The organism is uncultured Nocardioides sp. (assembly GCF_947488025.1).
Classification (GTDB): domain Bacteria; phylum Actinomycetota; class Actinomycetes; order Propionibacteriales; family Nocardioidaceae; genus Nocardioides.
Genome location: NZ_CANKYS010000006.1, coordinates 201,550 through 225,739, shown reverse-complemented (window position 1 = coordinate 225,739; position 24,190 = coordinate 201,550). Strand labels below are relative to the sequence as shown.

The window sequence follows — 24,190 nt, the reverse complement described above, 5'->3', positions numbered from 1 at the left end:
CGGGCCGGGCCTCCTCAGAGGTCGCGGTGCACGCTCTCCGGCTCCTCGCCCTGGTAGCGGTTGATGTTCCAGATGGCCACGCCCAGCCCGCCCCAGAGGACGAGCATCGCGATCAGCATCATGACGACGGCAGAGGTGGACATCAGGAGCTCCTCTCGTCCTGCCGGGCTTGGATCTCGGGGTCACCGAGGAAGGTGCTCTCGCGCCACGGGAGGCGCGCGGCGACGAACCCGAGCACCAGCACGGCGGCGGCGAGGCCCCAGCCGAGGGTGGCCAGCATCCACGTCGGGTAGCCCTCGTAGGGCTCCTGGATGTTGTCGATGAACTCGTTGACCAGGATGAAGGTGAGTGCGGCCGGCGCGAAGACGCCGATGAGCAGCTCCCACCAGCGACCGACCTGCACCGATCCGTCGCGGTTGAGGTGCTCGCGCAGCAGGCTCGTCTTCCGGAACACCCATACGAGCGCGAGCATGCTGGCGACGGCCACCACGAGGATGCCGAACCGGTTGATGAAGTGGTCGATGATGTCGAGCACGTAGACGCCGGTGGTCGTGCCGAGCAGCGTGATGCTGATCAGCGCGGCCGGGACGCCGACCGCCATCGAGGCTCCGACGCGGGACATCTCGAACTTGTCCCGGACCGCGGAGATCACGACCTCGATGACGCTGACGAGCGACGTCACACCGGCCACGACGAGGGACCCGAAGAAGAGCACGCCGATCAGCGCGCCCGCCGGCGCCTCGTTGATGATGGCCGGGAAGGCGATGAACGCCAGCCCGAGACCATCGGTGGCCACCTCGTCGACGCCCACGCCGCTGGCGGTCGCCATGAAGCCCAGCGCGGCGAACACGCCGATGCCGGCGAGCAGCTCGAAGCCGGAGTTGGCGAAGCCCACGACGAGTCCGGACCCGGTCATGTCGCTGCGGCGACCGACGTACGAGGCGTAGGTGATCATGATGCCGAAGCCCACGGACAACGAGAAGAAGATCTGGCCGTAGGCGGCGATCCACACGCTCGTCTCGCCGAGCGCGCTCCAGTCGGGGGTGAACAAGGCGTCCAGGCCGGCGGATGCGCCGTCCAGCGTCAGCGCGACCACGACGAGCGCGATGAAGGCGGCGAACAGGATCGGGATGAAGATGGTGGAGGCGACGCCGATGCCCTTCTGCACCCCCAGAGCCATCAGGGCGAGGACGGTGACCCAGACCAGCACGAGCGGCACCGTGACGCCGCTGACGAAGTCGAGGCTGATGCCCGGGTCGCCCGCCTGCAGGTAGGAGCCGAACAGGAAGCCCTCGGGGTCGTCGCCCCACGCCTTGTCGAAGGAGAAGAACGCGTAGCGGGCGGCCCACGCGATGACCGCGGCGTAGTAGACGGCGATGACGAAGCAGATGCCCACCTGCCACCAGCCGAGCCCCTCGGACGCGCGGGCTGCCCGCCGGAACGAGAGCGGGGCCGAGCCGCGGTAGCGGTGGCCCAGGCCGTAGTCGAGCAGCAGGAACGGAAGTCCTGCAGTCAGCAGCGCGATCAGGTACGGGAGGATGAAGGCGCCGCCGCCGTTCTCGTAGGCGACGTACGGGAAGCGCCAGATGTTGCCGAGCCCGACTGCCGATCCGATCGCGGCGAGGATGAAGACCTTGCGGGAGCTGAACGCCCCCCGGTGCTTCTCGGAGTGTTCCACTGCTTCGCTCACGGTGCCTCCTCCTGCCGACGACGTCGAGCGCACCAGCATGCCAGAGATCAGGCACGCGAACGCCCCGCCGAGCGGTGAGTGGGACACGTTCTGGAGGTCCAGAACCTGCGTGACTCACCGCCCGGCGGGGCGTCCGTGGCCGAGCGGTGGGTGAGACATCATCCCCGGGCTCGGAAGATGCCTCACGCACCGCTCAGCGTCGGATCAGTGGAAGCGCGTGCCCGTCGCCTTCTCCGAGATGCCCTTCACGTCGAGCATGAAGGTCAGGCCGCCGTTCCAGAACGAGAACCCGGCTCCGGTGATCATCGCCAGGTCGATGTCCTGGGGTGCGGCGACGACGCCCTCGTCGAGCATCAGGCGCGCCTCCTCGGCCAGACCGGCCAAGGTGCGCTCCCGCACCTCGTCGGCGGTGAGGACGACGGGGTGCTCGGGCTTCTCGAGCAGCTCCTCGACCTCGGGGTCGAGGCGGCCGTCGGGGCCGTAGTAGGCGCCCTTCTTCGCCGCGACGATGCGCTCGAGGGCGGGGGAGACGTAGAAGCGGTCGGGGAACGCGCCCGCGAGCGTCTCGTTGTTGTGCAGCGCGATCGCCGGCCCGACGAGCGAGAGCAGCACGAACGGCGGCATCGGCGCGATGCCGGCGAAGGCACCGTCGGCGACACCGACGGAGGTGCCCTCGTCGACGATGCGACCGACCTCGCTCATGAACCGGCCGAGCAGCCGGTTGACGATGAACGACGGGCTGTCCTTGACCAGGATCGTCGTCTTCTTCAGCGCCTTGCCGGTGGCGAACGCCGTCGCCAGCGTCGCGTCGTCGGTGGCGTCGCCCTTGACGATCTCCAGCAGCGGCATGACCGCGACCGGGTTGAAGAAGTGGAAGCCCACGACCCGCTCGGGGTGCTCGAGGTCCGCGGCCATCTCGGTGATCGACAGCGACGAGGTGTTGGTCGCCAGCACGCACTCGCTGCTGACGACCTTCTCGACGTCGGCGAAGACCGTCTTCTTGACCGACATCTCCTCGAAGACGGCCTCGATCACGAAGTCGGCGTCACCGAAGGCGACCTGCTTGTCGGTCTCGCCGGAGACCAGCGCCTTGTGGCGGTTGGCCTTGTCCTGGTTGATCCGCCCCTTGGCGAGCAGCTTGTCGATCTCGGCGTGCACGTAGGCCACGCCCTTGTCGGCCCGCTCCTGGTCGAGGTCGGTGAGCACCACCGGCACCTCGAGGCGACGTACGAACAGCAGCGCGAGCTGGCTGGCCATGAGGCCCGCACCCACGATGCCCACCTTGGTCACCGGGCGGGCCAGCGACCTGTCCGGTGCGCCGGCGGGGCGCTTCGCCCGCTTCTGCACCAGGTCGAACGAGTAGAGCGACGCAAGCAGCTCGGCGGTCTGCGACATCGCCTCGAGGGCGTCGTCCTCCGCCGCGAAGCCGGCGTCCCGGTCGGTGTCGCGCGCCGCGGCGATGAGCTCGACGGCCTTCGCCGCGGCGGGGGAGCCGCCACCCGTCTTCGCCGCGACGATCCCGCGCGCACGCTCGATCGCAGCGTCCCACGCCTCTCCGCGGTCGACCTCGGGGCGCTCGACGACGGTCTCGCCGCGCAGCACGGAGGCCGCCCAGAGCAGCGACTGCTCGAGGAAGTCCGCGCCGTTGAAGACCGCGTCGGCCAGGCCGAAGTCGTACGCCGCCTGCCCGCCCAGGGTCCTGCCCTGGTTGAGCGGGTTCTCGACGATGAGGGTGACGGCCTTGTCGGCGCCGACGAGGTTGGGCACGAGCCACGCCCCGCCCCAGCCGGGCACCAGGCCCAGCATGACCTCGGGGAGGCCGAGCGCCGGCGCGGAGTCCATGACGGTGCGGTAGGTGCAGTGCAGTGCCACCTCGAGGCCCCCGCCGAGGGCGAGGCCGTTGATGAAGCCGAACGACGGCTTGCCGCCGTCCTGCAGCTTGCGGAAGACGGCGTGCCCGAGCTCGGCCACGGTGCGTACGGCGTCGGGGCCGCCGCCCTGGATGGCGTTGAGGTCGGCGCCCGCGGCGAGGATGAACGGCTTGCCGGTCACGGCGATCGCGTCGATCGTGTCGTCGGCCAGCGCCGCGTCGATCGCGGTGTCGAGCGCCAGCAGCGACGCAGGTCCGAAGGTGTTGGGCTTGGTGTGGTCCTCGCCGTTGTCGAGGGTGATCAGGCCGATGGTCGCGCCCGGCAGGGTCACGGTCCGCAGGTGGGCCTGCGTGACGCGCTCGGCGTCGGACACGATCGCCTGCGCGCGCTCGAAGATGGTGCTCACTTGACGTCTCCCTCGTTGTCGCCGCCGGTCCAGTGGGGGTTCTCCCAGATCACGGTGCCGCCCATGCCGATGCCGATGCACATGGTGGTGAGGCCGTAGCGGACCTCGGGGCGCTCCTCGAACTGGCGCGCCAGCTGGTTCATCAGGCGTACGCCGGACGACGCGAGGGGGTGGCCCATCGCGATCGCGCCGCCGTAGGGGTTCACCCGGGCGTCGTCGTCGGCGATGCCGTAGTGCTCGAGGAAGGCGAGCACCTGGACGGCGAACGCCTCGTTGACCTCGAAGGCCTCGATGTCGTCGATGGTGAGACCGGCCAGCCTGAGGGCCTTCTCCGTGGCGGGGATCGGACCCGCGCCCATCACCTCTGGCTCGACACCGACGAAGGCGTAGGTGACCAGGCGCATCTTCACCGGGAGGCCGAGCTCGCGCGCGGTCTCCTCGTCGGCCAGCAGCGCGGCGGTGGCGCCGTCGTTGATCCCCGCGGCGTTGCCGGCGGTGACGTTGCCGTGCGAGCGGAACGGGGTCTTGAGGCTCGCGAGCGACTCCATCGTCGTCTCGGGGCGCATGGGCTCGTCGGTCGTGGCCAGGCCCCAGCCGGCCTCGGCCGAGCGGGTCGCGACGGGCACGAGGTCGGGCTGGATCTTCCCGGCGTCGTAGGCCGCCTTGGTCTTCTGCTGGCTGCGGACGGCGTACTCGTCCACCCGCTGCTTGGTGATGCTGGGGTAGCGGTCGTGGAGGTTCTCCGCGGTCTTGCCCATGACGAGCGCGTCGGGGTTGACGATCCGCTCCGACAGGATGCGCGGGTTGGGGTCGACACCCTCACCCATCGGGTGGCGGCCCATGTGCTCGACGCCGCCGGCGATGGCGACGTCGTACGCACCGAAGGCGATGCCCGACGCGGTGTTGGTCACGGCCGTCATCGCACCGGCGCACATGCGGTCGATCGAGTAGCCGGGGACGCTCTGGGGCAGGCCGGCGAGCAACGCGGCGGTGCGACCGATGGTCAGGCCCTGGTCGCCGATCTGGGTGGTCGCGGCGATCGCCACCTCGTCGACCCGCTCGGGGGGCAGCGACGGGTTGCGGCGGAGCAGCTCGCGGATGCTCTTGATGACGAGGTCGTCGGCGCGCGTCTCGGCGTACTGGCCCTTGGCCTTGCCGAACGGGGTGCGTACGCCGTCGACGAAGACGACCTCACGCTGTGGTCGGGACACTGGCTACTCCCAGGCTTCGAGGGGGACAGGGTGTCCCCACGTTACCCCTCAGTAACAACGCCTGCCCACCAGGGCGGGTGTGTGTCGGGTCACGGCCGGCGACTCACTAGGCTCTGGCCATGGCCGATCGACTCGTGCACATCGTCGACGACGCCGAGGTGCTCGCCGACGCCGGTGACCTCACCCTCGTCGTCGTCCTCACCGGATTCCTCGATGCGGGCAAGTCCGCCGAGCTGGCGGCGCGGCACCTGGCCGACCTGTCGGACGGCAAGGTGGTGGCCACCTTCGACGTCGACGCCCTCCACGACTACCGCGCCCGACGCCCGCCGGTCACCTTCGTCCGCGACCACTACACCGACTACGAGGCGCCCCGGCTCGTCGTCCGGGCGCTGCGCGACAGCGGCGGTACGCCGTTCCTCCTGCTGGCCGGCCCCGAGCCCGACATCCGGTGGGAGGCCTTCGCGCGTGCGGTCCGCGAGGTCGTCGAGCGCTTCGACGTGAGCCGCGTCGTCAGCATGGGAGCCGTGCCGATGGCGGTGCCGCACACCCGTCCGATCGCCATCACCCCCCACGCCAACCGCCCCGACCTGGTCCCCGGCGAGAGCCCGTGGCAGGGCGAGCTGCGCGTCCCTGCGAGCGCCCAGGCGCTGCTGGAGATCCGGCTGGGGGAGTGGGGCATCGACGCGCTGGGCTTCGTCGCCCACATCCCGCACTACCTGGCCCAGATGGAGTACCCCCAGGCGGCGCTCGTCCTCCTCGAGCACCTCGAGATCGGCGGCCACCTCACCATCGACCTCGGCGAGCTGCGCGAGGCGGCCGAGATCACCGAGACCGAGGTCGACCGCTACCTCTCCACCCACGACGAGGTCGGTGACGTCGTGCGCGGGCTGGAGCAGCAGTACGACTCCTTCCGTGAGGCCGAGGCCAGCGGGTCGTCGCTGCTCTCCGACGACGAGCCGCTCCCGACCGGGGAGGAGATCGGCAGCGCGTTCGAGGCGTTCCTGGCCAACCTGGACGACGAGTCCAAGGACAACGGCGACGACGCCGGCGGCTGGGACGGTCGCTGATGGCGGGCAGCGCCGACGAGCTGGCGGGCCTGCTCGACCTCGAGCGCCTCGAGGTCGACCTCTACCGCGGTGCGCAGGCGCGCACGGAGCGGCAGCGGGTCTTCGGCGGGCAGGTCGCCGCCCAGGCGGTGGTCGCCGCCACCCGCAGCGTGGACAGCCCGTTCGTCCTGCACTCGCTGCACTCCTACTTCCTGCGTCCGGGCGACACGGCCGTGCCGATCGTGTACGACGTCGAGCGCATCCGCGACGGTCGCTCGTTCGTCACCCGTCGCGTCTCCGCGCGCCAGCACGGCCGCACGATTTTCTACATGACCGCCAACTTCCAGGTCCCCGAGCCCGGCCTCGAGCACCAGGACCGGATGCCCGACGTGCCGAGCCCCGAGCAGGGGATGCCGCTGGTGGAGCTGGCCCGCTCGCGCGGCCCCGAGGCCGCCGAGCACTGGGAGCGGGAGTGGGCAGCCCTCGACATCCGTCACGTCGGCATCACGGGTCAGGGGCTGCCCGAGGACCCCGACCACCCGGCGCGTGCCCGGCTCTGGATCAAGGTCGACGGCGACCTCGCTGCCGACCCGACGGTCCAGCAGGCCGCGTTCACCTACGCCAGCGACCTCACGCTGCTCGGCGCCGCGCTCGTGCCCCACGGCATCCACATCGCCTCCCCGCGCCTGCAGCCGGCGTCGCTCGACCACACGATCTGGTTCCACCGCCCCTTCCGTGCCGACGAGTGGTGGCTCTACGACCAGTTCTCGCCGTTCGCGGGCGGCGCGCGGGGCCTGGCGCTGGCCCGGGTCTTCTCCCAGTCGGGCGAGCTCGTCGCGACCGTCGCCCAGGAGGGCCTGATCCGCCTGCGCGACGACCGCTCGTAGCGTCAGGCCGGGTCGGCCCGGCCGAGCAGGTGCGGTGAGCCGTCCTTCGGGTTCGCCATCGCGAAGCTCCAGCCGGCGTCGTCGTGCCGCGCCGCGTAGCGCACGGTGCCCGGCAGCAGGACCGGCTTCTTGAACGCCACCTCGACGGTGACCGCCTCGGGCAACCGGTTCTCGATCGCGGCGACCGAGCGAGCGAGCGTCCACATGCCGTGGGCGATCTGGCGCGGGAAGCCCAGCGCCTTCGCGGTCAGCGGGTGGAGGTGGATCGGGTTGGCGTCGCCCGACACCGCGGCGTACGTGCGCCCGAGGTCGGCCGGCAGGCGCCACTCGACGCCACCGGTCGGCGGGTCCGGCAGCGTGAGGCCCGGAGTGGGTGCACCGTCGACGGACCGGCCGCGACGCAGGTAGGTCGAGGTCGACTCCCACGCGGTCTCGCCGTCGGCGGCCACGGTGGTGGTGAAGTCGAGCAGGACGCCCCTGGCGTGCGGGCGCGGCGCGGCGACCGAGGTGGTGACGTCGAGCGCCTCGCCGATCCCGATGGCGCGTCGCGCGGTGATCGTGTTCTCGACGTGGACCATCCCGATCGCGGCGTAGGGGAACGCCGGGTCGCCCATGATCGCCATGTGGAGCGGGAACGCCAGCAGGTGCGGGAAGCTCACGGGTACGACGTCGCGGCGCGGGAAGCCGCACACGCCGGCGTACGCATCGACGCGCGAGCGTTCGACGACGACGGCCTCGCGGGCGTAGGACAGGCCGGTGAAGTCGCGAGCCGGGCCCTTGCGGATCCCGGGGAGCCGGTTGAGACCAGGGACGGCCGGCAGCGCGGCGCGGGCGAGCGTGGCCAGCCCGCCCGGCTCGCCGGTGAGGGTCCTCGGCTGCTCGGTGGCCATCAGGCGCCCAGCATCATCTGGCCGCACACGCGCACGACGTTGCCGTTGACCGCGCCCGACCCGGCGCCGGCGAGCCACGCGATGGTCTCGGCGACGTCGACCGGCAGCCCGCCCTGGGCCATGGCGTTGAGGCGCTGGCCGACCTCGCGGGTCGCGAACGGCACGGCGGCGGTCATCTGGGTGATGATGAAGCCGGGCGCGACGGCGTTGACCGTGATGCCGTCGGGGAGCTCGTCGCGCAGGCTGTCGACGAGGCCGATCACGCCGGCCTTGGAGGTCGCGTAGTTGGTCTGGCCGACGTTGCCGGCGATGCCCGCGATCGAGGCGACGCCGACGATGCGGCCGCCGGCGTTGACGACGCCCTGGTCGAGGAGCTCGCGGGTGATGAGCTCGGGCGCCGTGAGGTTGACGGCGACGACGCTGCGCCACCGGTCCTCCGCCATGTTGGCGAGCTTCTTGTCGCGGGTGATGCCCGCGTTGTGCACGACGACGTCGACGCCGCTGTGGTGCTCGCGCAGGTGGTGCGCGATGCGCTGCGGCGCGTCCTTGGCGGTGATGTCGAGCACGAGGTGGTCACCGTCGAGCTCGCCCATCAGGGTCTGCAGCTCGCTGGCGGCCTGGGGCACGTCGACGCCGACCACGGTCGCGCCGTCGCGGTGCAGCACGCGGGCGATCTCCTCGCCGATGCCGCGGCTGGCGCCGGTGACGAGGGCGACCTTGCCGGCCAGCGGGCGGGTCCAGTCGGCGACCTCGTCGGTCGCTGTGGCCGCGGTGGGGGCGCCGTGGGCACCGATGCGGACCACCTGGCCCGACACGTAGGCCGACTTGGGGGAGAGGAGGAAGGCGAGGGTCGAGGCGATCGCACCGTCGACGGCAGGGGCGACGTACACGAGCTGGACGGCGCCGCCGCGGCCGATCTCCTTGCCGAGCGAGCGGGTGAAGCCCTCGAGCGCGCGCTGCGCCACCCGCTCCGAGCCGGTGCGCTGCTCCGGCGGCGTACCGATCACGACGACGCGCGGGCAGGTCTCGAGCCGGCGCATGAGCGGGGTGAAGAACTCCTGCAGGGCGACGAGCCCCGAGGTGTCGGTGATGCCGGTCGCGTCGAACACCAGGGCCTTGGCGCGTACGCCGTCCTCCAGCGTGGTGGTCGAGGCGATGCCGAGCCCGTCGAGCGTGGTCGGCAGCGTCTCGGCGAGGCGCCCCTCGCCGCCGAGCACGACGAGCCCGTCCACGAGGGGGGCGCCCTCGGTCCAGCGCTCCAGCCGCGTGGGCGCGGGCAGGCCCAGGATCTTGGTGAGCTGCTTGCCGATCGGGGTGGACACGAAGCCCTGGTAGCGGTCGCTCATGGTCGCGGTGTTCCCTCTTCGCTGGTGCGGACGGACGGTCTCGTCGATGTGTAACGCGTGCTGTAACTCCGAGTCCACTTTTCGTGACGTGCCCCTCACGCCGTTGGCGGGGGGCGACTCTCCGGCAAGGATAGGAACATGCAGCCCACCACGCGTCCGGTCGCCGTCGTCGGCGGCAACCGCATCCCGTTCGCCCGGTCCAACACCGTCTACGCCGGCGTCTCCAACCAGGAGATGCTGACCGCCGCCATCGACGGCCTCGTCGACCGGTTCGAGCTGCGCGGCGAACGGCTCGGTGAGGTCGTGGCCGGCGCGGTGCTCAAGCACTCGCGCGACTTCAACCTCACCCGCGAGTGCGTGCTCGGGTCCCGGCTGGCCCCCGAGACGCCGGCCACCGACATCCAGCAGGCGTGCGGCACCGGGCTGCAGGCGGCGATCCAGGTGGCGAACAAGATCGCCCTCGGGGTCATCGACGCCGGTGTCGCCGGCGGCACCGACACCACCTCCGACGCACCGGTCGCCATCAGCGACAAGCTGCGCAAGAAGCTGATGAGGGTCAACTCCGCCAAGGACACCGCCAGCCGGCTCAAGGCCCTTGGCGCCATCCGCCCCGGCGACATCGGCCTCGACATCCCCCAGAACGGCGAGCCCCGCACCCGGCTCTCGATGGGTGAGCACGCCGCGCTCACCGCGCTCGAGTGGCGGATCACCCGCGAGGCCCAGGACGAGCTGGCCGCACGCTCGCACCACCACCTGGCCCGCTCCTACGACGAGGGCTTCCACGACGACCTCATCACGGCGTTCCGCGGCGTCGAGCGCGACAACAACCTGCGCCCCGACTCGACGGTCGAGAAGCTCGCCACCCTCAAGCCTGTCTTCGGCAAGGGCGTGGCCGCCACGATGACCGCCGGCAACAGCACCCCGCTGTCCGACGGCGCGTCCGCGGTCCTGCTCTCGAGCGACGACTGGGCCGAGGAGCGGGGCCTGCCGGTGCTCGCCCACCTCGTCGACGCCGAGACCGCAGCCGTCGACTACGTCAACGGGCACGAGGGCCTGCTCATGGCGCCGGCGTACGCCGTCCCTCGCATGCTGGCGCGCAACGGCCTCACGCTGCAGGACTTCGACTACTACGAGATCCACGAGGCCTTCGCCTCCCAGGTGCTGTCCACGCTCGCGGCCTGGGAGGACCCGGTGTTCTGCAAGGAGCGCCTCGGCCTCGACGCCCCGCTCGGCTCGATCGACCGGGACAAGCTCAACGTCAACGGCTCCTCGCTCGCTGCCGCCCACCCGTTCGCCGCGACCGGCGGCCGGATCCTCCCGGTCGCCGCCAAGCTGCTGGCCCAGAAGGGCTCAGGCCGCGCGCTGATCTCGATCTGCGCCGCCGGTGGCCAGGGCGTGGTCGCGATCCTGGAGCGCTGACCGGCCAGGTCAGGGGCGGGTGAGCCGGAACCACTCACCGCTGCGGCCGTCCGACGCACGGGCGGGTCCCGTCGTGTCGGTCGACCCGACGCCCGAGACCGCGGTCACGGTCCAACCGCGGTAGGCCCGCTCGATGTCGCGGCGGACGACCTGCCTCGGGCGCACCGGCCAGGCTCGCGGTCCACCCGTGCGCATCAAGATGGTGGCGTCCGGTTCCGCGAGCTCGGTGACGCCGCCCGCCATGAGGGTGCGCCCGGCGTCGTCGAGGCTCTGGAAGCAGCCGATGTCGAGGAACAGGTCGAACCGGCTGCCGACGCCGGAGTGGACGAGGTGCCGCACGTCGCCGATGACGAACCGTGCGTCGTCGAGGCCGTTGCGACGCACGGCGACGTCGACGGCCTGGCGCACGTTGTCGACCCCCATGGCGTCCCAGCCGCGATCGAGGAGGACCTTGGTGGTGAAGCCGCGGCCGCATCCGAGGTCGATCGCGTGGCGGACGCGGTCGGGGCGCAGGGCCTCCTCGCGTTCGAGGAGGTGCTCGAGGGTGGGCAGGTCCTGGCGACCGGCCTTCTCCCACGGGGTGATCCCGGCGCGGTATGCGATGGCGTAGCCGATGCCCATGTGGAGTTCCTGACCTGCGAAGCGGGAAGTACCGCTCCTCTCGAGCCTACTCCTGTCCCGGTCCCGGACCCGCCCGGCTGCTAGGGTCACCAGCGATCGACATCCTTTAACGAGCCGTCCCGTGAGGCGGAGAAGGAGGTCCGGCGCGCAGATGCCTGCCACCACCGAAGAGACCGACCCCGGCACCGACCGTCCGGACCGCACGGTCCTGGACGCCCGTGACATCTCCCGGGCGCTGACCCGGATCTCGCACGAGCTGCTCGAGCGCAACAAGGGCGCCACCGACCTGGTGCTGCTCGGCCTGCACACCCGCGGCGTACCCCTCGCGAGGCGGATCGCCGAGAAGATCGCCGCCGTCGAGGGCGCCCCGGTCGCGGTCGGCGAGCTCGACGTGACGATGTACCGCGACGACTTGCGCTCGCAGCCGACCCGGCGTGCCCACAAGACCGCGCTTCCCCCCGGCGGCATCGACGAGAAGGTCGTCGTCCTCGTCGACGACGTGCTGTTCTCCGGGCGCACCATCCGGGCCGCCCTCGACGCGCTCGCCGACCTCGGCCGGCCCGCCGCCGTACGCCTGGCCGTGCTCGTCGACCGCGGGCACCGCGAGCTGCCGATCCGCGCCGACCACGTCGGCAAGAACCTCCCCAGCGCCCTCGCCGAGCGCGTCAGCGTCCGGCTGGCCGAGGTCGACGGCAGCGACGAGGTGACGATCTCGTGAAGCACCTGCTGTCTATCGACGACCTGTCGACCGACGAGATCCACCAGCTCTTCGAGACCGCCGCCGACATGCACGACGTGCAGAGCCGAGAGGTCAAGAAGCTGCCGGCGCTGCGCGGCCGCACGGTCGTCAACATGTTCTTCGAGGACTCCACCCGTACCCGGTCGTCGTTCGAGATCGCCGGCAAGTGGCTCTCCGCCGACGTCATCAACGTCAGCGCCAAGGGCTCGAGCACGTCGAAGGGCGAGAGCCTGCGTGACACGGTGCTCACCGTCTGCGCGATGGGCGTCGACGGCCTCGTCATCCGCCACCCCGCCAGCGGCGCGGCCGTGCAGGTCAGCCAGTGGGTCGACGCCGCGGTGGTCAACGCCGGCGACGGGATGCACGAGCACCCCACCCAGGCGCTGCTCGACGCCTACACCCTCCAGCGCCACCTCGGCTCGCTCGAGGGCCGGCACGTCGCGATCATCGGTGACCTGGCCCACAGCCGCGTCTTCCGCTCCAACATCCAGTGCCTGACCCGGCTGGGCGCCCGCGTCACCGTCGTCGCGCCACCGACGCTCATGCCCAGCGGCATCGGCGCGTGGTCGGCCGCGGCGGGGTTCGAGACGTCGTACGACATCGACTCGGTGCTGCCGGACGCCGACGCCGTGATGATGCTGCGGGTCCAGCGCGAGCGGATGTCGGGCGCGTTCTTCCCGAGCCCGCGCGAGTACACGGTCGGCTACGGCCTCACCCGCAACCGGCTCGCCCTGCTCAAGCCGGACGTCCCGATCTGCCACCCCGGACCGATGAACCGCGGCCTCGAGATCGCCGCCGACGCCGCCGACGCGGCCCAGTCGGTCGTGCTGGAGCAGGTCTCCAGCGGCCTGGCGATCCGGATGGCCGTGCTCTACCACCTGCTGGCCGGGGACACCCGGGGAGGAATTGCCTGATGTCGCTGGTGATCAAGGGAGCCTCGCTGCTCGGCGAGCAGACCCGGGACCTGTACGTCGACGACGCGGGCGTGCTCGTCGACGAGGCGCCGGCCGGCGCGGAGACCGTCGACGCCGACGGTCTGGTCGCCCTGCCCGGTCTGGTCGACCTGCACACCCACCTGCGCGAACCGGGACGCGAGGACGCCGAGACCATCCTCACCGGCTCGCAGGCAGCGGCCCTCGGCGGTTACACCGCCGTGCTCGCCATGGCCAACACCTCGCCCGTGACCGACACCGCCGAGGCCGCCACCCGGGTGTGGGAGCTCGGCCGCGAGGCGGGCCTGGTGCACGTGCAGCCGGTCGGTGCGGTGACGCGGGGGCTGGCCGGCGAGGAGCTCGCCGAGCTGGGCCTGATGCACCGCTCGCGCGCCGCGGTCAAGGTCTTCTCCGACGACGGCAAGTGCGTGCACGACGCGCGGGTGATGCGCCGGGCGCTGGAGTACGTCAAGGCGTTCGGCGGCGTCGTCTCGCAACACTCGCAGGACCCCACGCTCGCGGGACCGGCCGCGTGCTGCCACGAGGGGGAGCTGTCCGGTCGGCTCGGGCTCCCCGGCTGGCCCGGGATCGCGGAGGAGGTCATCGTCGCCCGTGACGTGATGCTCGCCCGCCACACGGGCTCGCGGGTGCACGTCGCCCACGTCTCCACCGCCGGCTCGGTCGATGTGCTGCGGTGGGCGAAGGCGCAGGCGCAGCGCGACGGCACCTGGGAGGTCACCGCCGAGGTGACCCCGCACCACCTGCTGCTCACCACCGACCTGCTCACCGGCTACGACCCGACCTACAAGGTGAACCCGCCGCTGCGCCCGCAGGAGGACGTCGACGCGCTCCGCGCGGCGCTCGTCGACGGCACCATCGACGCCGTCGCGACCGACCACGCGCCGCACGCGCGCCACGACAAGGAGCACGCGTTCGTCGACGCGGCCTTCGGGATGCTCGGCATCGAGACGGCGCTCGGCGTCGTCCGCACCGCGCTGCCCGACCTGTCCTGGACCGACGTCGCCCGGGTCATGTCGACGACCCCGGCCCGGATCGCCGGCCTGGCCGAGCAGGGCCGACCGCTCGAGCCCGGCTCGCCGGCCCACGTCGTGCTCGTCGACCCGACGGCCTCCGTCACGGTCGACCGCGACGCCTCGGCCTCGCTCTCCCGCAACAACCCGTGGCACGGGCGCAGCCTGAGCTCGCGGGTGGTGCACACGGTGTACGCCGGTCGGGTGACCGTGCGCGACGGCGCGCTGGCCTGACGTCGTACCTGAGCCGGGCCCTCGTGCCTGGACTTCCACGCCCACGCGTGGAAGTTCAGCGCGTATGCGGGCGTCCCACGCTCAGGCCCGGATGGACTTCCACGCACACGGGTGGAAATCCATCAGCGGTGCCGCCCGGGCGCTCAGCGGCGGCGGCGGGGGCGCAGGTCGAGCACGTTGTCGGCTCCGCGGTCGCGGAGCGTCGTACGGCCCCGGGCGACGGTGACGGTGTTGCGGTCGCCGGTGAGGACGACCTTGCCGGCGCGTCGCAGACCGACGGTGTTGTCCGAGCCGGTGATGCGCGTGCGGTAGGCCTTGCGGGCCGTCACGGCGTCGGCGCCGCGCAGCCGGACGAGGTTGACGACGTCGGCGGTGAGCGAGGACGAGGTGCTGGCCAGCTCGGCGGACTCCACGAGCCCGGAGACGGCGACCGTGGTGCCGGCCCCGGTGACGGACAGCGACCGCACGGACGGGGTGGTGACGCTGTAGCCGGCCCCCGTCACCTCGACGTCGTACAACGGCTTGGCGGTGACCGCGTTGCCCGTGCCCTCCAGGACGAGGCGGGTGGCGGTCGGCATCGTGACGGTCGCGTGGTCGGCGCTCACCCGTACGACGCCGCACGTGCCTCGCAGGTCATAGGTCACGTCGTCCCAGGCGAGCACGGTCTCGGCGCCGGTCTCGCACTGGACGGGCACCGCGATGCCCGCGGCCTGCGCGGGAAGCGCGGTCCCGCCGGCCGCGGTGAGCGCGACGGCAACGAGGACGGCGGGCAGGACGCGGTGGCGAGAAGTCACATACCGACAGTACGCAGAGCCGGGGCGGGGTGGGTCGTGGGCTCGGTCACACGCCGGCCGCGAGGCCGGTCGACGGGTCGCGGTCCGTGAGGCAGTAGACCTGGCCGCCGGGTGCGGTGAGGACGGTCCAGTGGTCCAAGACCCGCTCCAGCCGCGCGCCGAGGCGGACGTGCTCCTCGGCGTCGCGCGCGCGGTCGGCCGTCGCGAGGTCCGGGTGCGCCCGCACGGGACCCTCCGACTCGTCGAGCCGCTGCAGCAGGATCCGCAGCCGGCCGTACTCGACGAGCCGCGCGAACTGGGGAAGCGAGCCGACCTGGACCCCGCGGCCCGTCAGCCCGGACCAGAACGCCACCTCGGACTCCCAGTGTGCGGCGGGGACGTCGAGGCAGACCTGGTCGAGGATCGTCGCTCCGTCGCGGACCAGGCTCGGCTCGCCGTCGACGAGGGTGTGGCAGAAGACCAGGCCGCCGGGCGAGCGCATCACCTCGACGTCGTGGTGGGTCCAGGCGGACGTCGCCCCGAGCTCATGGGCCCGGGCGACCGCTGCCGGGCGGTCGGCGGAGTCGAGGTCGAGGTGCACGCCCGCGGACCCGTCGACGGCCTGCACCTTGACGTACGCCGCTCCCGCCGGCGGCAGCAGCGTGAGGAACTGCCCGTCCTCGCCGCGCCGCTCGGACGGCGTCCACCCCGTGACGGCCGACCAGAACGCGACTGCCTCCTCGTACGCGCCTGCCGGGGTGTCGAGGAACAGCTGGATCCAGTCGGGTCGGGCGGTCATCGAGAGATCCTCACACGCTCTAGGGTCGAACGATGGACGCCCGTAATCCCGCCGACTTCCCGCCAGCCGTTCCGCAGCTGCTGCACACCGTGCTCGATGCCCGGGACGTGCGCCGGGAGGCAGAGTTCTGGCGGATGCTGCTCGGGCTGACCTACCGGCCCGGAGACGAGGCGCCGGACGACGGGACCGACGACGTCAAGGACTGGCTGGCGCTCACCCACCCCGACGGTCGTCGCTGCCTGGCGGTGCAGGCGGTGGCGGAGCTGCCGGAGAGCCGGTGGCCGGAGCCGGGCCACCCGTCGGTCTCGCACCTCGACACCACCGTCCCGTCGCGGTCGGCGCTCGACGCTGTGCACGCCCTCGTGCTGGAGCTCGGTGGCGAGCTGCGCCTGGACCGGAGCGACGACGCGGAGGAGCCGCTGCGGGCCTACGCCAGTCCCGAGGGACACGTCTTCTGCGTGTTCGTGGCCTGAGCGCGGCTGGTCGAGCGCTGGGCGTCCCGTCTCGGCGGCCGGACGATCGGCTGAAACCGGTCGGCTGGGGAACGAGACGCAGGTCATCCGGGCCGAGCATCCTGCATCTCGTTCCCCACCGTGCTCGGAGCGCCGCGCGCTCAGGCGAGCCCGAGCCCGCGTGCCTCCTCCCAGAGGTCGTCGCGGACCCGGGGGTGGGCGGCGTGCTCGATCAGGTTGCGGGCCTGCTCGCGCTCGCTGCGGCCCCACATCCACGCGATGCCCTGCTCGGTGACCACCGCCCCGTGCTGGAACGACGTCACCGGCTCGTCGACGAGCGGCACGATCGTCGAGACGTCGGCGCGGGGGTGCCAGCTGCGCAGGGCGAGGAACGCCCGACCGCCGGGTGAGTGGCTGGCGCCCACGGTGAAGTCGGTCTGGCCGCCGAACCCGCTGTAGATGCGGGTGCCGATCCGGGACGCGTTGGCCTGGTCGAACAGGTCGACCTGCAGGGCCGTGTTGATCGACGTCATCGCCGGCTGCTGGGCGATCGCGGCGGGGGAGTTGGTCGCCTCGGTGCGCAGCATCCGCACCCGGGGGTTGTCGTCGACCCAGTCGTAGAGCGCCTGGCTGCCGAACACGAACGACGTACGCAACGGGGTGCCGCGGTCGAGGGCACCGGCCTCCTCGAGGACGAGGACGCCGTCGCTGAACATCTCGGTCCACACCTTCAGGCTGCGACGCTCCAGCACGCCCGCGATCGTGGCGTCCGGCACCTCGCCGATGCCGGCCTGCAGGGTCGCCCCGTCGCCGATCTCGGCGGCGACGCGGGAGCCGATCAACCGGGCGTCGTCGCTCGGTGGCCGGGCGACGTGGGTGGTCAGCGGCACATCCACCTCGACCCCGAGGTCGATGGCGTCGAGCGGGACCTCCGCGTCGCCGAAGGTCCACGGCATCCGCGGGTTGAGCTGCGCGACCACGAGGGCACCGCGGGCGCGGGCCGCCTCGATGGCGGCGGGCAGCACGTTGACCTCGAGGCCGAGGGAGACCTGTCCGTCGCGCGGCATCGTGGTGTGCACGACCACGACGTCGGGGGCGAGGGGTCCGTGGAAGAGCCGGGGGACCATCGACAGCCGGCAGGGCACGTAGACCAGCCGCGGGTGCCGGCGGAACCCCGGACCCACGAACGTCGTCTCCGGGACCACGCCGTCGTGGATCGGCAGGTCGGGCTGCGCGTTGAGCGCGTGCAGCCGGGCTGCCGGCAGGTCCGCCAGCAGCGGGCCCAGCAGGGTGACCGGCGAGGCGAAGTTGCCGCTCGTCACCACCCGTGGGCTCTCGAGGGACGCGCAGTGCTCGCGCACCTCACGGACGGCCTGCTCGACCTCGACGACACGCATGCGATCAGCCATGGCCCCAGCGTGGCAGGAGGGCGCGGAAAACCGCTGGGCCGTCCGGCCCGGACCGCCTAGGCTGTTGGTCATCATGTGGATCCAGGACTGACCCGACTCGCGTCCGCGGCGGCGCACACGTGCGCCCGAGGCCCGGCGAGTCCTCCCTGAACCCCTCCAGGACGTCCGCATGCCTGCTTCCTCGTCTTCTTCCCCCTCCTCGTCGCCCACCGCCGCCACCGGTGCCGCCGTCCCCTCCGGCCTCGTGCCGCTGGTCGTCACCGGCCTCTCGGTCACCTACCCCGACCGCACGGTCCTGACGGGGATCGACCTGCTCGCGCAACCGGGCCGGCGCATCGGCCTCGTCGGCGAGAACGGCGTCGGCAAGTCCGCGCTCCTGCGCGCAGTGGCCGGCCGGCTGCCCGAGCGGGCGAGGGTGTCGGGGACCGTCACCGCCCCCGACGACCTGGTGCTCCTCGGCCAGGAGCCACCGTTCCGGGACGCAGCGACCGTCGCCGAGGTGCTCGCCATGACGCTGGCGCCCCTGCGGACCGCCGTCGCCGACGTCGAGCGGCTCGCCGCCACGGTCGGCACCGCCGAGGGCGCCGCCGCCTACGAGCGTGCTCTGGAGACGGCCGTCGCCCACGACGCGTGGGACGCGGACCGGCGCGCCGAGGTCGCTGCCGCCCGGCTCGGCCTCGCCGACCTCGACGCCGACCGGGTCGTCGGCACGTTGTCGGGCGGCCAGCGCACCCGGCTCGCGCTCGCCACGATCATGACCACGCGTCCGTCCTGCCTGCTGCTCGACGAGCCCACCAACCACCTCGACGACGACGCGATCGAGGTGCTGACCGGGTTCCTGCGCGAGCTGCCGGGCGTCGTGGTGCTGGCCAGCCACGACCGGGTGCTGCTGGACGACGTGTGCACCGACCTGGTCGACCTCGACGCGGGCGAGATGGGCACCGACGGTCGCGGAGGGCGCCGCTTCGGTGGCGGGTGGACGGCCTACGAGGCCGCCCGCGCCGACGCCCGCCGGCGCTGGGAGGAGACCTACGCCGCGCAGCAGGAGGAGATCGGCCGGCTGCGGGACGCGACCCGGATCGGCACGTCGGCGATCGCGCACGACCGGGGCCCCAGCGACGGCGACAAGTTCATCTACTCCTTCAAGGGTGGGCGCGTGGAGCAGACGCTCGCCCGGCGCAAGAAGGACGCGCAGCGCCGGCTGGCGGCCGCCGAGCGGGAGCAGGTGCGCAAGCCCCCGGCGCCGCTCGCGTTCCGCGGCGCACTCACGGCCGTGGCCAGCGGACGGCTGGTCCAGGGGCGCGACCTCGAGGTCGCGGGGCGGATGCGGGTGGACCGGGTCGACCTCGCGGCCGGCGAGCACCTGCTCCTGACCGGGGCCAACGGATCGGGCAAGTCCACCCTGCTCGGGGTCCTGGCCGGCCGGTTGGAGCCCACGGGCGGCACGGTGCACGTCTCGGCCCGCACCGTCCGCGAGCTCACCCAGGACCCGGCGCCCGGCGACCGCCGCCGCTCCGCCCTGGCGACGTACGACGACGCGGTGCGGCACCTGCCCGCGGCGCCCGCGCTGCGGGAGCTCGGCCTGCTCCACCCGCGCGACCACCGCACGCCGGTCGGCCACCTCTCCGTGGGCCAGCGCCGACGGCTCGGTCTCGCGGTCGCGATCGCAGCGGCGCCCGACCTCCTGCTCCTCGACGAGCCCACCAACCACGTCTCGCTCGCGCTCGCGGGCGAGCTCGAGGAGGCGCTCGCGACGGCACCCGGAGGGGTCGTCCTGGCCTCGCACGACCGCTGCCTGCGCCGCCGGTGGGACGGCCCCGAGCTCGCCCTCGCGCCGTGGTGAGGCCGCCCGAGGACGCCGTCTCGACAGGCCGACGCGATGCCGGAGGGAAGCGGCGTCGCTGATAGGGTCGGCGTCGGCTCGAACATCCTTTAACGATCCGTCCCGTGAGGCGGAGAAGGAGGTACGGCATGGCTCTGCCTGCCCCAGCGATCATGGTCCTCGAGGACGGTCGCACCTTTCGCGGTGAGTCGTTCGGAGCCGAGGGTGAGACCTTCGGCGAGGCGGTGTTCTCCACCGGCATGTCCGGCTACCAGGAGACGCTGACCGACCCCAGCTACCACCGCCAGGTCGTCGTGATGACCGCCCCGCACGTCGGCAACACCGGCATGAACGACGAGGACACCGAGTCCTCGCGCATCTGGGTCGCCGGCTACGTCGTGCGCGACCCCGCCCGCGTCCCGTCCAGCTGGCGCAGCGTGCGCAGCCTCGACGACGACCTGCGCGACCAGGGCGTGGTCGGCATCAGCGGGGTCGACACCCGCGCGCTGACCCGTCACCTGCGCGAGCGCGGTGCGATGCGCGTCGGCATCTCGACCACGGAGACCGACCCCCAGCGCCTGCTCGAGCGGGTCCTCGCCTCCGGCGAGATGGCCGGCTCGAACCTCAGCGAGGCGGTGAGCACGAGCGAGGCCTACGTCGTCCCCGCGCAGGGCACGAAGCGCTTCACGGTCGCCGCGATCGACCTCGGCATCAAGTCCAACACCCCGCGGATGATGAGCGAGCGCGGCATCGAGGTGCACGTGCTGCCGGCCACCGCGACGATCGACGAGGTCCGGGCGGTCGGCCCCGACGGGCTGTTCTTCTCCAACGGGCCCGGTGACCCCGCGGCCACCACCGGTCAGGTGCAGCTGCTGCAGGACGCGCTGCGCGCAGGCATCCCCTACTTCGGGATCTGCTTCGGCAACCAGCTCTTCGGCCGCGCGCTGGGCTTCGGCACCTACAAGCTCAAGTACGGCCACCGCGGCATCAACCAGCCGGTGATGGACCGCACCACCGGCAAGGTCGAGGTCACCGCGCACAACCACGGCTTCGCCGTCGACGCCCCGCTCGAGGGCTCGACGACCACCGAGTTCGGCGTGGCGACGGTGAGCCACGTGTGCCTCAACGACGACGTCGTCGAGGGCCTCGAGCTCCGCGACGCCGAGGGCCGGCTCACGTCGTTCTCGGTGCAGTACCACCCCGAGGCCGCGGCCGGCCCGCACGACGCGGCGTACCTCTTCGACCGCTTCTGCGATCTCATGTCCGACCGGAAGGACGCCTGACATGCCCAAGCGCACCGACATCCAGAGCGTCCTGGTCATCGGCTCCGGGCCGATCATCATCGGCCAGGCCTGCGAGTTCGACTACTCCGGCACCCAGGCGTGCCGGGTGCTGCGCCAGGAGGGTCTGCGGGTCGTGCTGGTCAACTCCAACCCGGCCACGATCATGACCGACCCGGAGTTCGCCGACGCAACCTACGTCGAGCCGATCACCCCCGACTACGTCGAGAAGGTCATCGCCAAGGAACGCCCCGACGCGCTCCTCGCCACGCTCGGCGGCCAGACGGCGCTCAACTGCGCGATGGCCCTCGACAAGGCCGGCGTGCTCGAGAAGTACGGCGTCGAGCTGATCGGCGCCTCCATCGAGGCGATCGAGCGCGGCGAGAACCGCCAGCAGTTCAAGAAGATCGTCGAGCAGCTCGGCGGCGAGTCCGCCCGCAGCGTCATCTGCCACTCGATGGACGACCTGCTCGCCGCGGCCGACGACCTCGGCTACCCGATGGTCGTCCGCCCGTCCTTCACGATGGGCGGCACCGGGTCCGGGATGGCCTACGACGAGGCCGACCTGCGTCGCATCGGCGGTGCCGGCCTGGCCGCCAGCCCGACCACCGAGGTGCTCCTCGAGGAGTCCATCCTCGGCTGGAAGGAGTACGAGCTCGAGGTGATGCGCGACAGCGCCGACAACAGCGTCATCGTCTGCTCCATCGAGAACCTCGACCCGATGGGCGTCCACACCGGCGACTCGATCACCGTCGCCCCGGCCCTGACGCTCACCGACCGCGAGTACCAGAAGATGCGCGACCTCGCGATCGCGATCATCCGCGCCGTCGGCGTCGACACCGGCGGCTGCAACATCCAGTACGCCGTCAACCCCGCCGACGGCCGCCTGATCGTCATCGAGATGAACCCGCGCGTCTCGCGGTCCTCCGCCCTCGCGTCCAAGGCCACCGGCTTCCCGATCGCCAAGATCGCCGCCAAGGTCGCCATCGGCTACACCCTCGACGAGATCCAGAACGACATCACCCAGGAGACGCCGGCGTCGTTCGAGCCCACGCTCGACTACGTCGTGGTCAAGGTGCCGCGGTTCGCGTTCGAGAAGTTCCCCGAGGCCGACCCGACGCTCACCACGCACATGAAGTCGGTGGGCGAGGCGATGGCGATCGGTCGCAACTTCACCGAGGCGCTGCAGAAGGCGTTGCGCTCGCTGGAGAGCAAGCACGCGCCGTTCGACTGGCACAAGGAGTACGTCGAGCTCGACAAGGCGTCGCTGCTCGAGGAGATCCGCGTCCCGCACGACGGCCGGCTCAAGAAGGTCATGGACGCCATCCGGGCCGGCGCGACGCCCGAGGAGATCTTCGAGGCCACCGCCATCGACCCGTGGTTCGTGGACCAGCTCGCGCTGATCAACGAGGTCGCCGTGCAGCTCATCGAGGCCACCGAGCTGACGCCCGACCTGCTGCGGCTGGCCAAGCGCCACGGCTTCTCCGACGAGCAGGTCGGCAAGATCCGCGGGCTGTCCGCCGACGTCGTGCGCGGCGTGCGCCATGCGCTGGGCATCCGTCCGGTCTTCAAGACCGTCGACACGTGTGCGGCCGAGTTCGCCGCACAGACGCCCTACCACTACTCGTCCTACGACGAGGAGACCGAGGTGCAGCCCCGCGCCGAGGGCAAGGAGGCCGTGATCATCCTCGGCTCCGGCCCCAACCGCATCGGCCAGGGCATCGAGTTCGACTACAGCTGCGTCCACGCCTCGCTCGCGCTGGCCGAGGCCGGCTACGAGACGATCATGGTCAACTGCAACCCGGAGACGGTCAGCACCGACTACGACACCTCCGACCGGCTCTACTTCGAGCCGCTGACGCTGGAGGACGTCCTCGAGATCGTCCATGCCGAGCAGCAGGCCGGCCCGGTCGCCGGCGTCGTGTGCCAGCTCGGTGGGCAGACGCCCCTCGGCCTGGCGCAGGGCCTCGCGGACGCGGGCGTGCCGATCGTCGGCACCACCCCCGAGGCGATCCACCTCGCGGAGGAGCGCGGCGCCTTCGGCCGCGTCCTCGCCGACGCCGGCCTGCCGGCACCCAAGCACGGCACCGCGACGTCGTACCCCCAGGCGCAGCGGATCGCCCACGAGATCGGCTACCCGGTGCTGGTCCGTCCGTCCTACGTCCTGGGCGGGCGCGGCATGGAGATCGTGTACGACGACGCCGCCCTCGAGCACTACCTCGAGCGCTACGTCGCCAACGGCCTGATCAACGAGCGCCAGCCGGTTCTGGTCGACCGCTTCCTCGACGACGCGGTCGAGATCGACGTCGACGCGATCTTCGACGGCGACGAGCTCTTCCTCGGCGGCGTGATGGAGCACATCGAGGAAGCCGGCATCCACTCCGGCGACTCCTCGTGCGCGCTGCCGCCGATCACGCTCGGTCGCGAGGAGATCGACCGGATCCGCAGCTCCACCGAGGCCATCGCCCGCGGGCTCGGGGTGCGCGGGCTGCTCAACATCCAGTTCGCCCTCGCCTCCGACGTGCTCTACGTCCTCGAGGCCAACCCGCGCGCCTCGCGGACCGTGCCGTTCGTGTCCAAGGCGACGGCCACGCCGCTGGCCAAGGCCGCGGCGCGGGTGATGCTGGGTGAGTCGGTCGCCGACCTGCGCACCGCCGGCGTGCTGCCGGCCGAGGGAGACGGCGGGCACCTGCCCGACGGGTCGCCGATCGCGGTCAAGGAGGCGGTCATGCCCTTCGACCGGTTCAAGACCTCCGACGGTCGCACCGTCGACGCGCTGCTCGGGCCGGAGATGCGCTCGACCGGCGAGGTGATGGGCTTCGACGCGTTCTTCGGCACCGCCTTCGCCAAGGCCCAAGCCGCGGCCTACGGCTCGCTCCCGCTGTCGGGGAAGGTGTTCGTCTCGGTCGCCAACCGCGACAAGCGGCACATGATCTTCCCGGTCAAGCAGATCGCCGACATGGGCTTCGAGATCCTCGCGACCGCGGGGACCGCCGAGGTGCTGCGCCGCAACGGCGTCGAGTCCACGGTGGTGCGCAAGCAGTCCGAGGGCGAGGGCCCGGGCGGCGAGCGGACGATCGTCGGGCTGATCCTCGACCGCGAGGTCGACCTGGTGATCAACACGCCGCACGGCGCCACCAGTGGCGGCTCGCCGCGCGCCGACGGCTACGACATCCGCACCGCAGCAGTGCTCACCGACATCCCCTGCATCACCACCATCCAGGGCCTCGGCGCTGCGGTGCAGGGGCTCGAGGCGATGCGGCGCGGTGAGATCGGCGTGCGCTCGCTGCAGGACTGGGCCCAGCTCGCCGCGGACTCGCGGACCGTGTGAC

Annotated in this window: 20 protein-coding genes; 10 read left to right on the top strand and 10 right to left on the bottom strand. The window is 72.0% G+C overall.

Features of this window, described 5'->3' with window-relative positions; translation table 11 throughout:
- Window positions 1-14: 14 nt before the first annotated feature.
- The 4 genes from Q1B24_RS12485 to Q1B24_RS12470 all read right to left on the bottom strand — a co-directional run bounded on the left by Q1B24_RS12485 (window position 15) and on the right by Q1B24_RS12470 (window position 5,178).
- Window positions 15-143 (bottom strand): methionine/alanine import family NSS transporter small subunit, encoded by a 129-nt coding sequence (locus Q1B24_RS12485; RefSeq protein WP_299928776.1) that lies wholly within the window; start codon window positions 141-143, stop codon window positions 15-17.
- Window positions 143-1,690 (bottom strand): sodium-dependent transporter, encoded by a 1,548-nt coding sequence (locus Q1B24_RS12480; protein WP_299928773.1) that lies wholly within the window; start codon window positions 1,688-1,690, stop codon window positions 143-145. Before Q1B24_RS12480 ends, Q1B24_RS12485 begins: the two co-directional genes overlap by 1 nt.
- A gap of 204 nt (window positions 1,691-1,894) precedes the next feature.
- Window positions 1,895-3,967: a 3-hydroxyacyl-CoA dehydrogenase NAD-binding domain-containing protein gene (locus tag Q1B24_RS12475; RefSeq protein ID WP_299928768.1), complete on the bottom strand. Its 2,073-nt coding sequence runs from the start codon at window positions 3,965-3,967 to the stop codon at window positions 1,895-1,897.
- Complete coding sequence (locus tag Q1B24_RS12470; protein ID WP_299928765.1) at window positions 3,964-5,178, bottom strand: acetyl-CoA C-acyltransferase; 1,215 nt, start codon at window positions 5,176-5,178, stop codon at window positions 3,964-3,966. Before Q1B24_RS12470 ends, Q1B24_RS12475 begins: the two co-directional genes overlap by 4 nt.
- Window positions 5,179-5,297: 119 nt before the next feature.
- Between Q1B24_RS12470 and Q1B24_RS12465 the strand changes: the two genes are divergently transcribed.
- Both Q1B24_RS12465 and Q1B24_RS12460 read left to right on the top strand, forming a co-directional pair.
- Window positions 5,298-6,245: a PAC2 family protein gene (locus Q1B24_RS12465; protein WP_299928762.1), complete on the top strand. Its 948-nt coding sequence runs from the start codon at window positions 5,298-5,300 to the stop codon at window positions 6,243-6,245.
- Window positions 6,245-7,111, top strand: coding sequence for an acyl-CoA thioesterase II (locus Q1B24_RS12460; RefSeq protein WP_299928759.1), 867 nt, complete (start codon window positions 6,245-6,247; stop codon window positions 7,109-7,111). Before Q1B24_RS12465 ends, Q1B24_RS12460 begins: the two co-directional genes overlap by 1 nt.
- A gap of 2 nt (window positions 7,112-7,113) precedes the next feature.
- On the opposite strand, the gene Q1B24_RS12455 is transcribed toward Q1B24_RS12460, so the two are convergent.
- Window positions 7,114-8,001 (bottom strand): MaoC/PaaZ C-terminal domain-containing protein, encoded by an 888-nt coding sequence (locus tag Q1B24_RS12455; protein ID WP_299928756.1) that lies wholly within the window; start codon window positions 7,999-8,001, stop codon window positions 7,114-7,116.
- Window positions 8,001-9,347, bottom strand: a complete 1,347-nt coding sequence (locus Q1B24_RS12450; protein WP_299928754.1) for a 3-oxoacyl-ACP reductase — start codon at window positions 9,345-9,347, stop codon at window positions 8,001-8,003. The genes Q1B24_RS12455 and Q1B24_RS12450 overlap by 1 nt, the downstream gene beginning before the upstream one ends.
- A 138-nt stretch (window positions 9,348-9,485) precedes the next feature.
- Between Q1B24_RS12450 and Q1B24_RS12445 the strand changes: the two genes are divergently transcribed.
- Window positions 9,486-10,766 (top strand): acetyl-CoA C-acetyltransferase, encoded by a 1,281-nt coding sequence (locus tag Q1B24_RS12445; protein WP_299928751.1) that lies wholly within the window; start codon window positions 9,486-9,488, stop codon window positions 10,764-10,766.
- A 9-nt stretch (window positions 10,767-10,775) separates the two neighbouring features.
- On the opposite strand, the gene Q1B24_RS12440 is transcribed toward Q1B24_RS12445, so the two are convergent.
- Window positions 10,776-11,387, bottom strand: a complete 612-nt coding sequence (locus Q1B24_RS12440) for a class I SAM-dependent methyltransferase (protein WP_299928748.1) — start codon at window positions 11,385-11,387, stop codon at window positions 10,776-10,778.
- A 151-nt stretch (window positions 11,388-11,538) separates the two neighbouring features.
- On the opposite strand from Q1B24_RS12440, the gene pyrR reads away from it, so the two are divergent.
- Genes pyrR through Q1B24_RS12425 form a run of 3 tightly spaced genes read left to right on the top strand, consistent with a single transcriptional unit; the run spans window position 11,539 to window position 14,323 of the window.
- Window positions 11,539-12,105 (top strand): bifunctional pyr operon transcriptional regulator/uracil phosphoribosyltransferase PyrR, encoded by a 567-nt coding sequence (gene pyrR / locus Q1B24_RS12435; protein ID WP_299928745.1) that lies wholly within the window; start codon window positions 11,539-11,541, stop codon window positions 12,103-12,105.
- The gene (locus Q1B24_RS12430; protein WP_299928742.1) at window positions 12,102-13,040 is read left to right on the top strand and encodes an aspartate carbamoyltransferase catalytic subunit; all 939 of its coding nucleotides are present in this window, start codon (window positions 12,102-12,104) and stop codon (window positions 13,038-13,040) included. The genes pyrR and Q1B24_RS12430 overlap by 4 nt, the downstream gene beginning before the upstream one ends.
- Entirely contained in the window at window positions 13,040-14,323 is a 1,284-nt protein-coding gene (locus Q1B24_RS12425; protein WP_299928740.1) for a dihydroorotase, read from the top strand. The genes Q1B24_RS12430 and Q1B24_RS12425 overlap by 1 nt, the downstream gene beginning before the upstream one ends.
- A 143-nt stretch (window positions 14,324-14,466) precedes the next feature.
- Here Q1B24_RS12425 and Q1B24_RS12420 read toward each other — a convergent pair whose 3' ends face one another.
- Both Q1B24_RS12420 and Q1B24_RS12415 read right to left on the bottom strand, forming a co-directional pair.
- On the bottom strand, window positions 14,467-15,117 hold the full coding sequence (locus Q1B24_RS12420) for a DUF3060 domain-containing protein (RefSeq protein ID WP_299928737.1): 651 nt from the start codon (window positions 15,115-15,117) through the stop codon (window positions 14,467-14,469).
- A 46-nt stretch (window positions 15,118-15,163) separates the two neighbouring features.
- Window positions 15,164-15,895 carry a VOC family protein gene (locus Q1B24_RS12415; protein ID WP_299928734.1) on the bottom strand — a complete coding sequence of 244 codons (732 nt, stop codon included), beginning with the start codon at window positions 15,893-15,895 and terminating at the stop codon, window positions 15,164-15,166.
- Between the two features lie 32 nt (window positions 15,896-15,927).
- Here Q1B24_RS12415 and Q1B24_RS12410 point away from each other — a divergent pair, with 32 nt between their 5' ends.
- A complete protein-coding gene (locus Q1B24_RS12410) occupies window positions 15,928-16,368 on the top strand; it encodes a VOC family protein (protein WP_299928731.1) in 441 nt (146 codons plus the stop codon).
- A 140-nt stretch (window positions 16,369-16,508) separates the two neighbouring features.
- Here Q1B24_RS12410 and Q1B24_RS12405 read toward each other — a convergent pair whose 3' ends face one another.
- Entirely contained in the window at window positions 16,509-17,672 is a 1,164-nt protein-coding gene (locus tag Q1B24_RS12405) for an acetyl-CoA hydrolase/transferase C-terminal domain-containing protein (RefSeq protein ID WP_299928872.1), read from the bottom strand.
- A gap of 253 nt (window positions 17,673-17,925) precedes the next feature.
- Here Q1B24_RS12405 and Q1B24_RS12400 point away from each other — a divergent pair, with 253 nt between their 5' ends.
- From Q1B24_RS12400 to carB, 3 genes are all read left to right on the top strand, one after another.
- Window positions 17,926-19,599: an ATP-binding cassette domain-containing protein gene (locus Q1B24_RS12400; protein WP_299928728.1), complete on the top strand. Its 1,674-nt coding sequence runs from the start codon at window positions 17,926-17,928 to the stop codon at window positions 19,597-19,599.
- Window positions 19,600-19,727: 128 nt separating this feature from the next.
- Window positions 19,728-20,861, top strand: coding sequence for a glutamine-hydrolyzing carbamoyl-phosphate synthase small subunit (gene carA / locus Q1B24_RS12395; RefSeq protein WP_299928725.1), 1,134 nt, complete (start codon window positions 19,728-19,730; stop codon window positions 20,859-20,861).
- Between the two features lies 1 nt (window position 20,862).
- Complete coding sequence (gene carB / locus Q1B24_RS12390) at window positions 20,863-24,189, top strand: carbamoyl-phosphate synthase large subunit (protein WP_299928722.1); 3,327 nt, start codon at window positions 20,863-20,865, stop codon at window positions 24,187-24,189.
- Window position 24,190: the final 1 nt, after the last annotated feature.